14 protein-coding genes and 1 riboswitch are annotated in these 13,260 nt (G+C 62.6%); of the genes, 6 read left to right on the top strand and 8 right to left on the bottom strand.

The annotated features are described in order from the left end of the window. The first annotated feature begins 36 nt into the window (after window positions 1-36). Together C1M53_RS13410 and C1M53_RS13405 are read left to right on the top strand one after the other, a co-directional pair. Entirely contained in the window at window positions 37-1,326 is a 1,290-nt protein-coding gene (locus C1M53_RS13410) for an adenylosuccinate synthase (RefSeq protein WP_129412694.1), read from the top strand. 73 nt (window positions 1,327-1,399) lie between these two features. Further along, window positions 1,400-3,133 carry a hypothetical protein gene (locus tag C1M53_RS13405; protein ID WP_129412693.1) on the top strand — a complete coding sequence of 578 codons (1,734 nt, stop codon included), beginning with the start codon at window positions 1,400-1,402 and terminating at the stop codon, window positions 3,131-3,133. Window positions 3,134-3,175: 42 nt separating this feature from the next. On the opposite strand, the gene C1M53_RS32115 is transcribed toward C1M53_RS13405, so the two are convergent. From C1M53_RS32115 to C1M53_RS13395, 3 genes are all read right to left on the bottom strand, one after another. Continuing rightward, a complete protein-coding gene (locus C1M53_RS32115; RefSeq protein WP_245488596.1) occupies window positions 3,176-3,388 on the bottom strand; it encodes a DUF930 domain-containing protein in 213 nt (70 codons plus the stop codon). Then, window positions 3,301-4,266, bottom strand: coding sequence for a hypothetical protein (locus tag C1M53_RS13400; RefSeq protein WP_245488664.1), 966 nt, complete (start codon window positions 4,264-4,266; stop codon window positions 3,301-3,303). The genes C1M53_RS32115 and C1M53_RS13400 overlap by 88 nt, the downstream gene beginning before the upstream one ends. 138 nt (window positions 4,267-4,404) lie before the next feature. Then, entirely contained in the window at window positions 4,405-5,211 is an 807-nt protein-coding gene (locus tag C1M53_RS13395; protein WP_245488542.1) for a DUF2865 domain-containing protein, read from the bottom strand. 34 nt (window positions 5,212-5,245) lie between these two features. On the opposite strand from C1M53_RS13395, the gene C1M53_RS31700 reads away from it, so the two are divergent. Continuing rightward, window positions 5,246-5,479: a hypothetical protein gene (locus C1M53_RS31700; protein ID WP_165357997.1), complete on the top strand. Its 234-nt coding sequence runs from the start codon at window positions 5,246-5,248 to the stop codon at window positions 5,477-5,479. A gap of 51 nt (window positions 5,480-5,530) precedes the next feature. Here the strand turns inward: C1M53_RS31700 and C1M53_RS13390 are convergent, their stop codons facing one another. The 5 genes from C1M53_RS13390 to C1M53_RS13370 all read right to left on the bottom strand — a co-directional run bounded on the left by C1M53_RS13390 (window position 5,531) and on the right by C1M53_RS13370 (window position 9,430). Next, a complete protein-coding gene (locus tag C1M53_RS13390; protein WP_129412691.1) occupies window positions 5,531-5,941 on the bottom strand; it encodes a carboxymuconolactone decarboxylase family protein in 411 nt (136 codons plus the stop codon). Further along, complete coding sequence (locus tag C1M53_RS13385) at window positions 5,877-6,305, bottom strand: MerR family transcriptional regulator (RefSeq protein ID WP_129412690.1); 429 nt, start codon at window positions 6,303-6,305, stop codon at window positions 5,877-5,879. Before C1M53_RS13385 ends, C1M53_RS13390 begins: the two co-directional genes overlap by 65 nt. Before the next feature lie 230 nt (window positions 6,306-6,535). Beyond that, on the bottom strand, window positions 6,536-6,847 hold the full coding sequence (locus C1M53_RS13380) for a hypothetical protein (protein WP_129412689.1): 312 nt from the start codon (window positions 6,845-6,847) through the stop codon (window positions 6,536-6,538). Between the two features lie 119 nt (window positions 6,848-6,966). Beyond that, on the bottom strand, window positions 6,967-8,781 hold the full coding sequence (locus C1M53_RS13375) for an ABC-F family ATP-binding cassette domain-containing protein (protein WP_129412688.1): 1,815 nt from the start codon (window positions 8,779-8,781) through the stop codon (window positions 6,967-6,969). 1 nt (window position 8,782) lies between these two features. Beyond that, a complete protein-coding gene (locus tag C1M53_RS13370) occupies window positions 8,783-9,430 on the bottom strand; it encodes a thiamine diphosphokinase (protein WP_129412687.1) in 648 nt (215 codons plus the stop codon). Window positions 9,431-9,551: 121 nt separating this feature from the next. Then, window positions 9,552-9,665: riboswitch (TPP riboswitch) on the top strand. A 37-nt stretch (window positions 9,666-9,702) separates the two neighbouring features. On the opposite strand from C1M53_RS13370, the gene thiB reads away from it, so the two are divergent. Genes thiB through thiQ form a run of 3 tightly spaced genes read left to right on the top strand, consistent with a single transcriptional unit; the run spans window position 9,703 to window position 13,097 of the window. Then, window positions 9,703-10,704, top strand: a complete 1,002-nt coding sequence (gene thiB, locus C1M53_RS13365) for a thiamine ABC transporter substrate binding subunit (RefSeq protein WP_129412686.1) — start codon at window positions 9,703-9,705, stop codon at window positions 10,702-10,704. 18 nt (window positions 10,705-10,722) lie between these two features. After that, window positions 10,723-12,357, top strand: a complete 1,635-nt coding sequence (thiP, locus tag C1M53_RS13360) for a thiamine/thiamine pyrophosphate ABC transporter permease (protein WP_129412685.1) — start codon at window positions 10,723-10,725, stop codon at window positions 12,355-12,357. Further along, window positions 12,354-13,097: a thiamine ABC transporter ATP-binding protein gene (gene thiQ / locus C1M53_RS13355; RefSeq protein WP_129412684.1), complete on the top strand. Its 744-nt coding sequence runs from the start codon at window positions 12,354-12,356 to the stop codon at window positions 13,095-13,097. The genes thiP and thiQ overlap by 4 nt, the downstream gene beginning before the upstream one ends. The last annotated feature ends 163 nt before the right edge of the window (window positions 13,098-13,260 follow it).

The raw sequence follows: 13,260 nt of genomic DNA, 5'->3' as shown, positions 1-13,260 counted from the left end.
GAGGCCCGCTTTTGGTGTTGAGCAAGGGATAGTGACATGGCCAATGTGGTGGTCGTCGGCTCGCAATGGGGCGACGAAGGCAAAGGCAAGATCGTGGACTGGCTGGCCGACCGCGCCGATGTGGTCGTGCGCTTCCATGGTGGCCACAACGCCGGCCACACACTGGTCATCGATGGCGTCAGCTACAAACTGGCGCTGCTGCCATCGGGCCTTGTGCAGGGCAAACTCTCGGTCATCGGCAACGGCGTGGTGGTCGACCCGCACCACTTCATCACGGAATTGCAGAAGCTGCGCGACCAGGGCGTGACGATCACCCCGGAAATCCTGCGCATCGCCGACAACGCCCCATTGATTCTGTCGTTGCATCGCGAACTCGACGCAATCCGCGAAGACGCGAATTCGGGCCTCAAGATCGGCACCACCCGCCGCGGCATCGGACCCGCCTATGAAGACAAGGTGGGACGCCGGTCGATCCGCCTCATCGACCTCGCCGAGCCGGAAACGCTGATGCTCAAGATCGAGCGTCTGCTCACCCATCACAACGCGCTGCGGCGCGGCATGGGATTGAACGAGATCGATCCCCAGACAATCCATGACGAACTCACTTCCGTTGCCGCCGAAATCCTGCCGTTCATGGACCAGGTCTGGCGCGTGCTGGACGAAAAGCGCCGGACCGGCGCCCGCATCCTGTTCGAAGGCGCGCAGGGTGCGCTGCTCGACAACGACCACGGCACTTATCCTTTCGTCACGTCCTCCAACACGGTGGCAGGCCAGGCCGCAGCCGGTTCCGGCCTCGGCCCGACCGCGATCGGTTATGTGCTCGGCATCACCAAGGCCTACACCACGCGCGTCGGCGAAGGGCCTTTCCCCTGCGAACTGGACGACGAGGTCGGGCGGCACCTGGCCACGGTCGGCCGCGAGGTCGGGGTCAACACCGGTCGCCCGCGCCGCTGTGGCTGGTTCGACGCCGTGCTGGTGCGCCAGACGGTCAAGACGTCGGGCATCACCGGCATCGCTCTGACCAAGCTCGATGTTCTGGATGGGCTGAAGGAGATCAAGATCTGCGTCGGTTATGAGCTCGACGGCCAGCGGATAGACTATTTGCCTGCCTCAATGCGGGCACAAGCTGCGGTTAAGCCGATCTACGAAACATTGGAGGGATGGTCGCAAACGACTGCAGGGGCGAGAAGTTGGGCCGAATTGCCGGCACAGGCAGTGAAATACGTGCGCTACATCGAGGAATTGATCGGTGCGCCGGTAGCACTCCTCTCCACCAGCCCCGAGCGGGACGACACCATACTTGTGACCGATCCGTTTGAAGATTAATTGTCAAAGACCTGACAGGCCCACTGATTTGCGAGGGCCTGTCCTGGAAACGAACGACAGGTTCGATTGAAGCATGGCAGATTTCGTTGCGGTTCTGAAAAAGACGCTCGACGGGCTCGGCGAGACGACGCCGGACGTACGCGCCAAGGTCTATGACAAGGCCCGCGCTACCATCGAGAGCAAACTCGCAGCGATCAACCCGCCGCCGCCGGCCGCGGTCGCCGATCGTCAGCGCAAGGCGCTCGAGGATGCCATCGACGCGGTCGAGAAAGACTACACAAAGACCGCGCAACCGCTCGATCCCCTTGCAGAACTCGAGAACATCTTCTCCTCGATCGATCGCAACCGGACCCAGCAGAGCCACGCGCGACCAGCCACGAAAACCGAAACCACGACGCCTGCTCCGCCGCCAGTGGCGCCCGCCCGTGCGGAGGAACGGCCGGCGTCACCCTCCTGGCAGCGGCCGCTGCCCGAGGCGCGCCAGCCCGACCCGAAACCGCAGCCGATTCCGGCTGCCAGACCGGAGCCGGATCTTGCAGGCTCTAAGCCTGCCCTGGAACCTGTCTGGCCAAAACCGAAGGCTGAAACCAAACCCGTTTTCGACCTCGGCAAGCCGACCACGCCGGCTCCGGAGCGTCCGTTGGCTCAGGCCTTCGAAGCCAACACACGGCGTGAAGCCGAACGGGCGACCCAGGATTCCGTTTTCAGGGATCAGTCTATTGACGATGTCGCTGACGAAACCTTCGACGACATCGAGGAGCCGGAGCAGAAGCGTGGGTTCAGCCGCGTCATCGCCGCAGTCGTGGCGCTCGCGGTTCTGGGCGGTGGCGGATACGGCGTCTGGCTGAACAGGGATGCCTTCAAGGACATGTTCGGCCTCGGCACGACGCAGACCGCCGACAACACGCCTGCGCAGCCGGCGACACCGGCTAAACCCGCCGAACCGGCACCGGCTCAGCCGAACACAGCCACCAATCCGTCCCCTGCTCCGGCTGCCGAGAATGGCGAGTCGCAGAAACTCACCCAGCGCCTGCTGCCTGACGGCAAGGAGACGGATCCTGGTCGTGCCGGCGGCACAACCAGCGTTGGCGAAGGCACGTCCATCGTCGCCCTGACGACGCCGCCACCCGCAACACCGCCGGCCGAGACACAACCAGCGCAGGGACAACCGCCGGCATCCGGCACGGAAACGCCGGCAACTCCCGCAACGACTCCCACGGCGCCGGAAGCAGGCAATCAGCCGGCAGCAATCCCCGTCGGCCAGAAGGCGATCTATTACGAAGAACGCACCAGCTCGGCCGAAGGATCGGCCCAGCCTGGCAACATCGTCTGGTCCGTCGTCCAGGAATCGCCGGGCGGCGACGCGCCTCCCGAACCGGCGATCCGCGCTGAAGTGACGGTGCCGGCCAAGGACGTGCAGCTGCGCATGACCATCCGCCGCAATGCCGACCAGACCCTGCCGGCCAGCCACATCATCGAGATGATCTTCCTCACCCCGCAGGGCTTCGAAGGCGGCGGCATCGACAACGTGCTGCGCATTGCCATGAAGACGTCCGAGCAGGAGGCAGGCAGCCCGCTGATCGGCGTTCCGGCCAAGATCGCCGACGGCTATTTCTTGGTCGCGCTGAACGATACCAAGGCCGACCAGGATGCCAACCTGACCCTGCTGCGCAACCAGGAATGGATCGACATCCCGGTCGTCTACAAATCGGGACGGCGCGCGCTGATCACCATGGAAAAGGGCTTGCCCGGCGACAAGGTCTTCGACGAGGCGCTCAAGGCCTGGCAGGCGAAAACGTCCGGGTGATCGCTGCAACCATAGCGGTCTCCATCAGATTCCCCTGGCACTTTACAAATCCTGTTTGCGGGCGGACCGATCGAGGGCTGCCCATTCAGCCTGCGGAACAAGAGCTCCGGTCCGGGAAACAAAAGACAACACCCGCGTCGCGTTGGCGTCGACCTCGCATCTGAAACTCACCCTGTACCAGGCCGTTCGCGTGCGAAAGGTGGCGTCCGGAACGTCCAGGACATTGCCCGACTTGAGCAGGCGGTATGGAAGCAATCCGGCGAAGTAACCTTCATCGAGAAGCCGTTGCTGCAAAGCGCTTGCGCAAAGTTTGCCCGCTCGTTGATCACGCGGCACGCCGTCCATCGAGGCCCCGGGAACGGATCGCCGGTCGCGCCTTGTGAATAGAGCCGCCTGACGCCCGGAAGGCTGGAATATCCTTGCGACGCGGCGACCGCCACATCCGCGGAACTTGACCTTCTGGTGCCGGCGCTTGCCGGCTTCGGCCCCCTTGCGGGCCTGGGCTGCGGCGCCGCTGCGGCGAGAGGAAGCTCGACCTCGCTTGAACCGTCGGTCACGGCGTCCTGTGTATCGACACCCTGGGGCTCCTGCTGATCAGATTTCGCTGAGTTCGCATCCCCCGCTTTATCCTGTTCGGCTTCACGATTGCTTGCCGGGTCTTCCTGTTTCGGACGATCCGGCTCGGCAGCGGATTTGGCCTCGCTGTCTTTTGCGACACCAGGCTGCTCCGGATCCTCCGTCTTCGTCGGCGACGCCGAGCTCTCCTGCGCGCTGCTCCCGTCCAGGGATCGCCTCGGACCCGAATCCTTGGCTCCGTACTGGAAAACAGGCTTCAGCTCTTCGATGGAGGACGGCGGCGGGGACGGCTTTTCGACGTTTTGCTCGGCCGGTTTTTCGATCTTCGGTTCCGGCGGTTTTTCGACCTTGGTCTCTTTTGGCGGCGGAACCGGTTGTGGCTTCACCTGTTCGGGCGGCGGCACCATGACGACACTGACCGCTCCATCGTCCGGGTGCTGTTGGGGAAGCCGCGACGAACCGTAGAGCAGAAGCGCGATGATCAGCGCATGCAGGATCAGCGATGGGGTCAAGCCCCACAGCAGACCGCTATCATGCTCTCGTGCCTCACTGCTCATGTTCAGCGATGTGGGACGAAATAACGGCGACATCAAGCATTGGCGTCAATCGCCGCCATCAATTCGATTGTCACACGACAGGGACTGCCATGCAGCGGCTGTATTGCGCTGACTGCCAGCATAAGCCGCCAGGTGTCTTCAGGGATCCGGCAGGAAGGACGGTCCGACGACGCGCACGGCCCGGGCGGGCACAGGTTCCTCCACCAGTGCCAGCGGTGCGGGAATGACACCGTTCATCGGGTCGGCAGCAGGCCTCCCCGTCGGCAGTGGAATGACAGCGTTTTGCATGTTGCCCGGCGTTACCGTGCGGGCGCGCATCTCGTTGACCCGGCTGTAGTAACGTCTCAGGTCGCAACTCTTGAAGGCATCGGCGTCGCGATAACGAAATGCCGTCGGGAGATCCTTGTAGGGTTTGCGTTCGGCGACCGAGATCATCTCATCGGTTTCCAGGCTGGGATCGGTCAGGGCGAATACCTCCATGCCTGGATCATCGCAGATGAAGCGGCACTGATCCGTCGTGTCCTTCAGATCTGTATCCCTGGCGAATTGCGATTTCGGTGCCGGGAAGAAATAGCCGTCCGAGGGCCGCACGCAATAGAGCATCGCAGCACTGCCGATCGCCATCGGTCCCGAAGCGGTATCGCGCGCTGCCTGCCGTTCGCGTCGCTCCGGCGCGCAGCCAAGCGCGATGTAGCGCGCCTGCAGAACGGATGCGTCGCGTCCTCCGCTCGCGGCCGCCATCTGCCGCAACACATCGGCGCGCATGCGCGCAAGGTCACCACAAGGGTCGAAAAAACCGCCGGAACTCTTGCCCGAGCACTGCCGCCGCCGCTCGAGCGCCTGGATGGCGACAAGCTGCCGCCGCAGCTGCGCCTGCTGCAGATTGGAGCCTCCACTGCCGCCGCTGCGAATCTGGCGCGCCAGCGACGAGCATTCGTCGGCCAATGCAGGAGATGTCGCCAGGGTTGCGAAAGCAAAGATGCCGATCAGCGATGCCGAAATGAAGCGGCAACAAAAGAGGAAAAAAGGTTCCTCGCGCCTGAAACAGCTCAAACCAGCTTCAAGAATACGCATACTGCAACGCCTTGATACGTACTGGATTTCTCAGCCCGGTATCAGGCTATACCAACGTCACAGCTTTATGAAAGTACTTCATAATTACATCGAGCAAATGTGGTTACGCGCTGGAAGCGATCCAGATACCATCCATTAAGCATGATCGATGACGTGGGAGGGCGCCAAATCAAGGAATGGAGACGGTTCATCACGCCGCCTCCTCTTTCTGGCGAGCAGCGAAGACCTCCTTCGCTGCAAACAGCCCGTTGAGCGCCGCGGGAAAGCCGGCATAAACCGCCATCTGGATCATGGTTTCGATGATTTCATCCCTGGTCAGCCCGACATTCAATCCCGCCTCGATATGGACTTTCAGCTGTGGGGTCGCGGTTCCCATCGCAGTCAGTGCCGCGATTGTCGCTATTTCGCGGGAGCGCAGGTCGAGGCCGGGGCGGCTGTAGATGTCGCCGAACGAAAACTCGAACACGTAGTTCGCGAAGTCGGGAGCAATGTCGGCCAGAGCGGCAATGACCTTGTGGCCGGCTTCACCGTCGATTTCAGCGAGCGCCCGCTTGCCGCGTTCCAGCCGGCTTTCGCTGACGTTCGGGGATTGATGCGTCATAGTCCTTCATCCTCTGTTTCATGCCGGCATATCCGGCAATCTTGGTGTCGAGGACGAGAAGGCAGGCTTGCAGTTTGGCCACATGCGCACGGACACGCTCACGGTGCTGTTCGAGCAATGCGCCGCGCTCTGCTTCCGTGTCGACGCCGCGCTCCCGCAAGGCTGCGTAACGCAGCATTTCCCGAATAGGCATCCCGGTCGTTTTGAGACGATCGAGAAATTCTATCCAGGTCAGGATCGATGCGTCGTAGTCACGTTGACCCGATTGATCCCTGTCGGCATGGGGAAGCAGCCCGATCCGCTCATAGTAACGGATGGTGTGGGCAGAAAGTCCCGAACGCTTCGCCAGTTCGCCAATCTTCATCCAGGCCCGTCTTTCGTCACGACGCAGAGGAAGCTACGGGTTGGAGTGCACTCTAAGTCAAGGGCGTTTTTCAAGTTGTCGTATCGCGGAATGCCAGGTTTGGCGACAACGTTGGCGTCGTTGATTTTCAAGCGAAAATCGGTCGCAATGCCCAGCATAAACGCCAACCCTGAAGCGATCCGACCGCTTGCCACCCAAAGCTGGTCATGCCGCGTCTATGGGTTCACCGCCTAGATACCCGAACCGTACAGTTCCTCTTCGCTGCCTTCCCAGGGCCTCGGCATGTCTGCCAGCGCACTTGTGTTCGCGTTGGCGCTCGGCAATGGCATCCAGCATTTCAGTTCGGGATCGGCATATTCGATCATATGGCCGGGATAGGAATCGTTGGCCCGCCATCCTTCCATGCCGAACTGGTCGGCCCTCGCCCAGTAGGCGACGTCGACTTCCGCGGGTCCCTGTTCGGATGACCTCACCGTAACCAGGACACGGCTGCCGTCCTTCGGCGCGCTCGACATGTGACGCCATCCGGTCGGTTCTGCCATGGAAATTCCTCCTCCGTCGGCCAATCAACGCTTGCCGACGGTAGCACGATCCGCCCCGCCAAGATCAATGCCAGATTTGCCGATCATGAGAATAACCGGCCAGCGACCGGAGCAGCGTTTCAGCCTTCCAGTTCTTCGCGCAGCATTTCCAGTTCCAGCCACTCTTCCTCGAGTGCGGCAAGTGTCGCCCGTTCCTTGTCGAGCGCTGCGATCGTCTTCTGGAAGCCAACCGCATCGCGCTCGTAGAAGGCTGGATCGGCGATGTTGTTTTCCAGCCTGGCGATCGATGCCGTCACCGCCTCGATCTTCTTCGGTAGAGTCTCCAAGGCGAATTTCTGCTTGAAGGAGAGCTTCCTGGCTGCTTCTTTCGGTGCCTCCGCACGTTGCTTCTCTGCCTTCGTCTCCCCGGACTGGCCGTTGCGTGCCTTGCGATCCTCGAGCTTGGTGCCGCCGCGCTGCGCCAGCATGTCGGAATAGCCGCCGGCATACTCCACCCAACGGCCGCCGCCGTCAGGCGCGATCACGCTGGTGACGGTGCGATCGAGAAAATCGCGATCGTGGCTGACCAGGATGACCGTGCCGGCAAAACCCGCCACCAGTTCCTGCAGCAGTTCCAGCGTTTCCATGTCGAGATCGTTGGTTGGTTCGTCCAGCACGAGGAGATTGGCCGGCCGCGCCAGGACACGAGCCAGCAGCAGCCGTGCCCGTTCGCCACCGGAAAGTTCGCGCACCGGGGTGCGTGCCTGCTCCGGCTTGAACAGGAAGTCCTTCATATAGGAAACGACATGGCGCTGCTCGCCATTGATGACGAGGTTTTCGCCACGCCCATCCGTAAGGTAATGCGACAACGTCTCGGCCGGATCGGCGGCCTCGCGCTTCTGGTCGAGCGCGGCGATCTCGAGGTTCACCCCCAGGCGCACCGTGCCGGCATCAGGCTTCATCTCCCCGGTCAGCATCTTCAGCAAGGTCGTCTTGCCGGCGCCGTTGGCACCGACCAGACCGACACGATCGCCGCGCTGGATACGGGTCGAAAAATCCTTCACCACGGTGAGATCGCCGAAGCTCTTCTCGATGTTCTTGGCCTCGATTACCAGCTTGCCCGATTCCGCTGCGTCGCTGGCCACCAGCGTCGCGGTGCCTTCCGCGCCGCGATGGCTGCGGAAGCGCTGGCGCATCGACTGCAATTCGCCCAGCCGGCGCATGTTGCGCTTGCGCCGCGCCGTCACACCGTAGCGAAGCCAATGTTCCTCGCGCACGATCTGCCGGCCAAGCTTGTGCTGGTCGCGCTCTTCCTCTTCCAGAACCTGGTCGCGCCATTCCTCGAAATGGCCGAAGCCCTTGTCCAGCCTGCGCGTCTGGCCGCGGTCGAGCCAGACCGTGGCACGCGAGATGCGCTGCAGGAAACGACGGTCGTGGGAAATGACGATCAAGGCTGAGGAAGTGCGCGCCAGTTCCTCTTCCAGCCATTCGATGACGGCGAGGTCGAGATGGTTGGTCGGCTCGTCGAGCAGCAGGATGTCGGGTTCCGGCGCCATGACGCGGGCCAATGCGGCCCGGCGCGCTTCGCCGCCGGAAAGATCGGCAGGACGCTCCTCGCCGGTGAGCCCCAGATGTTCCATCAGGTAGGTCGCGCGATATGGATCGTCGGCCGGTCCCAGTCCTGCTTCGACATAGGCGCGCACGCTGGCAAAACCGTCCATGTCGGGAACCTGCGGCAGGTACCGCACGGTTGCCGTCGGCTGGCGGAACACCTCGCCATCCTGCGGCTCGATCATGCCGGCAGCGATCTTGAGCAATGTCGACTTGCCGGAACCATTGCGGCCGACCAGCGCGATCTTGTCCCCGGGAGCTGCCACGAGTTCGGCACCATCCAGCAGGGGCGTGCCGCCGAAGGTCAGCTTGATACCAGTCAGATTGAGAAGGGGTGGCGCCATGTCAGCTTTCGGGAAGTGGGTAAGGATGGGCAAGCAGGAGCGCACGGCCGCTGCCGAGTGCGATTTCGAGCTTGCCTTGCACGGCATTGGAAATGGTGAGCGACGAACCGAAAGGCATTTCCACCGCATTCAGCGGCCATTTGGCGCCCTTGATCGTAAGCCCGGTGAGTTTCGAGAAGCCGAGCACGGAAAACAGCGTTCCTTCGGCATAGTCGAAGGTCGCTGTCTTGCCGGGCAGAAGCGGAATACCCTCCTGCGCACCGCTGGTCAGGAGCACGTCGGTTCCCTGTTCGGCCAGGCTGAGCGCCAATGCCAGATGCAGGAAGGCATGATCGGCCCTGGCACCACCGAAGGCGCCGACAAGGTTCAGTTTCCTGGCGCCCAGGTCGAGTGCAATCGAAACAGCGAGTTCGCCGTCGGTGGAATCCTTCTCGGCCGGGAACCGCTCCTGCGGAACCTGTGCCAGATGCGGCGGCAGATCGGCCGGCGCGGAATCGAAATCTCCGACCCACAGCTCAGGCGTAAGCCCCAGCAAGTCCGCATGCCGGATACCGGAGTCGGCCGCGATCACGCGGGTACCGGCGACCTGGGCTTCGAGCCGCGGCGTCTGGATGACCTCGCCGCCAAGCAGAAGGGTGAAAGTGCTCATGGGCGTCGCCCTTACCAGCCCCCATGCCGAAACGGAAGTGCGCGCGAGAACCTGCACCCGGCCCCGATCTGTCCCGGCAAACTAACGCTTGCGCGCCATCGTAGCCCGCTCTATGTCTCGAGCCGCTCTAACGGGGTGCCCGATCGCGGCTTCGCGACCTGGCTGAGAGGCGAAAAGCCAACCCGCTGAACCTGATCCGGTTTGTACCGGCGGAGGGATTAGACGCTTAGCCAAAGCGCCGGTTCCCTTGTCACGAAGTGAAGGAGGCGCCGATGCGCAAAACTCTGTCTGCCCTGATTTCCGCTCTCGCTTTGGCTGCCGCCACCTTGCCGGCAACGGCGAAAGAAAAACTGACCATCTACACCTATGAGAGCTTCACCGCCGAGTGGGGTCCAGGCCCGCAGGTCAAGAAGGCGTTCGAGGCGGACTGCGACTGCGAGGTCGATTTCGTCTCGGTTGCGGACGGCGTCGCCCTGCTCAACCGGGTCAAGCTGGAGGGCGCTGCCACGAAGGCCGATATCGTGCTTGGGCTCGACACCAACCTGACCGCGGATGCCAAGGCAAGCGGTCTGTTCGTCCCGCATGGCACGACGGCGGCACTCGACGTGCCGGGCGGCTGGAACGACGACACCTTCATTCCTTATGACTACGGCTATTTTGCCGTCGTCTACGACACGGAGAAGCTGAAGACACCGCCGGCCAGCCTCAAGGATCTTGTCGAAGGCGATCCCACCCAGAAGATCGCCATCCAGGATCCACGCACCTCCACGCCCGGCCTTGGATTGCTGTTGTGGGTGCGCTCGGTGTACGGCGACAAGGCGCCGGAAGCCTGGGCGAAATTGAAGGACCGCGTGCTCACCGTGACGCCGGGCTGGAGTGAGGCCTACGGCCTGTTCACCAAGGGTGAAGCGCCGATGGTGCTGTCCTACACCACCTCGCCCGCCTACCATATGATCGCTGAAAAGACCGATCGCTACCAGGCAGCGTCCTTCTCCGAGGGCCACTACCTTCAGGTCGAGGTCTCTGGCATCACCACCACCGGCGCCAAGAATCCGCTGTCCGGGAAGTTCATGGCCTTCATGACCAGCCCGAAATTCCAGGATGTCGTCCCGGAAACCAACTGGATGTTCCCGGCCGGCAAGATGGACAAGCCGCTCGATCCGGCGTTCGACAAACTGGTGAAGCCGACCAAGACCCTGGCTTTCAGCCCCGAGGAGATTGCGAAAAACCGTAAAGCCTGGGTGGATGAGTGGCTCAACGTGATGAGCAAGTAGGAACGACGGGCGAATCCATTGTCTCAGGCTGCGCACTCCACTGCATTGCGCGACAGACGTGTCGGTGCGGGAGTGGCTGCGCTTGTCTTTGTCGCCATCCTGATCGGCGGCGCTTTCCTTGGCCTTGCCATCGAAAGTGCCGGCGATTTTTCAGGGGCGGCAGCCGCTTTCGATTCCTATCTCTTTCGCATCGTCCGCTTCACCTTGTGGCAGGCCGTGCTGTCGACCTGTCTGTCGGTCGTACCGGCACTGTTCGTGGCGCGGGCACTGGCGCGTCACCCTGGCTTTTTCGGCCGCAACTTCATTCTGCAACTGTTCGCTGTGCCTCTGGCGCTGCCCGCCATCGTCGCCGCGCTCGGGGTTCTCGCCCTTTATGGCCGCGCCGGCTATTTCGCGCCTTTCCTGACGAGGGTCACAGGCGAGGATTGGCCAGGCATCTACGGCCTCTCCGGCATCCTTGTCGCCCATGTCTTCTTCAATCTGCCACTCTGCGTGCGCCTATTCCTCGAAGCGTTGCAGACCGTTCCGGCGGATCAATGGCGGCTGGCCAGCCAACTCGGCATGGGCGCGCGCCCTGCCTTCCGCTTCATCGAATGGCCGGCGCTGAGACAGGCGCTTCCCGGTGTCGCCGGTCTGGTTTTCATGTTGTGTATCACCTCGTTCACCATTGTGCTGATCCTTGGCGGCGGGCCGCGCGCAACCACGCTGGAAGTCGCCATCTATCAGGCGTTGCGCTTCGATTTCGATCCAGCGCGCGCGGTGGCGCTGACGCTGCTGCAGGTCCTGCTGACTTTCGCCGTTGTCGCCCTGCTCTCTCGCCTCGGCGCCAACACGACCGCCGAGACCGGTCTTTCCGTGGCCCCGCGCCGCTACCTTTCGATCGGTCGCAGCGAGACGGCTCTGAACACCTTGCTCATCATGCTTGCCTTGTCGTTCGTCGCAGGCCCGATGATGGCGACCATAGCCGCCGGGCTGCAATCAGACCTTGTCCGCCTCATCGGCGAACAGGCCGTGCGTCGGGCCACCGCCACGAGCGCGACGCTCGCATTCCTGTCGGCGCTGCTTGCGACAGCCCTTTCCCTGTCCCTGGCTATGGCGCGACATGGCTTGGCCGCTCGGCGCGGCAGAACCGGTGGTCGGTCGCTGCTGGAATATGCCACCGATACCGGGGCCGGCTTCGTGCTGGTCGTGCCACCGATCGTCATCGGCGCCGGCTGGTTCCTGCTGCTGCGTCATGTCGGCAACGCTTTCGCGATTGCTCCGGTGATGGTCGTTGCGGTGAACGCCATCATGGCAATGCCCTTCGCCCTGCGTGCCATTCGCCCAGCCTATGATGCGGCCAGCGAACGGCATGAGCGGCTTTGCGCACAGCTTGGCATCACGGGCTGGGCCCGCTTGAGGCTGATCGATTGGCCCGTGCTGCAACGACCGCTTGCCACTGCCTTTGCCTTTGCCATGGCTTTGTCGCTCGGCGATCTCGGCGTGATCGCGCTGTTCGGTTCGGATTCCCTGCAGACGCTGCCCTATCTTCTGCTCGCCCGCATGGGCAGCTATCGTACCGCCGACGCCGCGGGACTGGCTTTGCTGCTGGGTCTGGTTTGTTTCGCGCTGATCCTGTTTGCCGACCGGCTCGGAAAGGAACGTTCCCCATGACCGCCGATATGCCGGTTCGGCAGGGTGTATCGCTGCATCTGGACAGGACGACCTTCAGCTATGGCGAGGTCGGCCTCGCTTTCGACGTTGAATTTCCTGCTGGCAGAATCACCGCCGTGATGGGGCCGAGCGGCTCGGGCAAATCGACATTGCTCAACCTGGTAGCCGGGTTCGAAACACCTCGCTCCGGGCGCGTTCTGATCGGCGGCAGGGATTTCAGCGGCGCTTCACCATCCGAGCGGCCGGTTTCGATGGTCTTTCAGGAGAACAACCTGTTCGCCCATCTCGATGTGTTCCGCAATGTTGGCCTCGGTATCTCACCTTCGCTCGCCCTCACTGCCACGCATCGCGCCAGCATCGCCGACGCGCTCGCGCGCACGGGCCTGGCCGGCAAGGACAAACGCCTGCCGCGCGAGCTTTCCGGCGGCGAGCGTCAACGCGTTGCGCTGGCGCGTGCCCTGGTCCGCGATCGACCTGTCCTGCTGCTGGATGAACCCTTTGCATCGCTTGGACCTGCCCTGCGGGAGGATATGCTGGATCTCGTGGCGGCGGTCCAGGCCGAGCGAAAAATGACCACGCTCTTCGTCACCCACCAGCCACAAGACGCACGCCGCATCGCTGCTCATGTCGTTTTCCTGGAGAACGGTACAGTTGCCGCAAGTGGCGGAGCGGGCGATTTCTTTTCCACGAATGGTCCGGCAGCCTTCCGGCGATACGCCGGCGCAATCGACGAAGGTTAGCCGGGCTGCGGAAAAGAGTGGCCACCGCCATATTTTAACTGGTCCTGCACCAGGGAAATCTGGAACGGATTATGCGACTCAGGCATTTGTCTTGCCCGGAAGCCGACATAATTTGCGGTCAAACGGGTTTGGGGGCATCATCGTCCTTGCTTGCCAATCTGCC

Origin of the sequence: Mesorhizobium sp. Pch-S, assembly GCF_004136315.1 — a bacterium.
GTDB lineage: Bacteria > Pseudomonadota > Alphaproteobacteria > Rhizobiales > Rhizobiaceae > Mesorhizobium.
The sequence above is the reverse complement of the archived record's forward strand: the minus strand, read 5'-3'. Positions and strand labels throughout refer to the sequence as shown.

Excerpts from the sequence above, each read along its gene's own strand:
- thiB (WP_129412686.1), top strand. The coding sequence starts at position 9,703 with ATGCGCAAAACTCTGTCTGCCCTGATTTCCGCTCTCGCTTTGGCTGCC.
- C1M53_RS13390 (WP_129412691.1), bottom strand. The coding sequence starts at position 5,941 with ATGACGCATCAATCCCCGAACGTCAGCGAAAGCCGGCTGGAACGCGGC.
- C1M53_RS13405 (WP_129412693.1), top strand. The coding sequence starts at position 1,400 with ATGGCAGATTTCGTTGCGGTTCTGAAAAAGACGCTCGACGGGCTCGGC.
- C1M53_RS13410 (WP_129412694.1), top strand. The coding sequence starts at position 37 with ATGGCCAATGTGGTGGTCGTCGGCTCGCAATGGGGCGACGAAGGCAAA.
- C1M53_RS13400 (WP_245488664.1), bottom strand. The coding sequence starts at position 4,266 with ATGAGCAGTGAGGCACGAGAGCATGATAGCGGTCTGCTGTGGGGCTTG.
- C1M53_RS13385 (WP_129412690.1), bottom strand. The coding sequence starts at position 6,305 with ATGAAGATTGGCGAACTGGCGAAGCGTTCGGGACTTTCTGCCCACACC.
- C1M53_RS13370 (WP_129412687.1), bottom strand. The coding sequence starts at position 9,430 with ATGAGCACTTTCACCCTTCTGCTTGGCGGCGAGGTCATCCAGACGCCG.
- C1M53_RS13375 (WP_129412688.1), bottom strand. The coding sequence starts at position 8,781 with ATGGCGCCACCCCTTCTCAATCTGACTGGTATCAAGCTGACCTTCGGC.
- C1M53_RS31700 (WP_165357997.1), top strand. The coding sequence starts at position 5,246 with ATGCCGATCAGCGATGCCGAAATGAAGCGGCAACAAAAGAGGAAAAAA.
- thiQ (WP_129412684.1), top strand. The coding sequence starts at position 12,354 with ATGACCGCCGATATGCCGGTTCGGCAGGGTGTATCGCTGCATCTGGAC.
- C1M53_RS13380 (WP_129412689.1), bottom strand. The coding sequence starts at position 6,847 with ATGGCAGAACCGACCGGATGGCGTCACATGTCGAGCGCGCCGAAGGAC.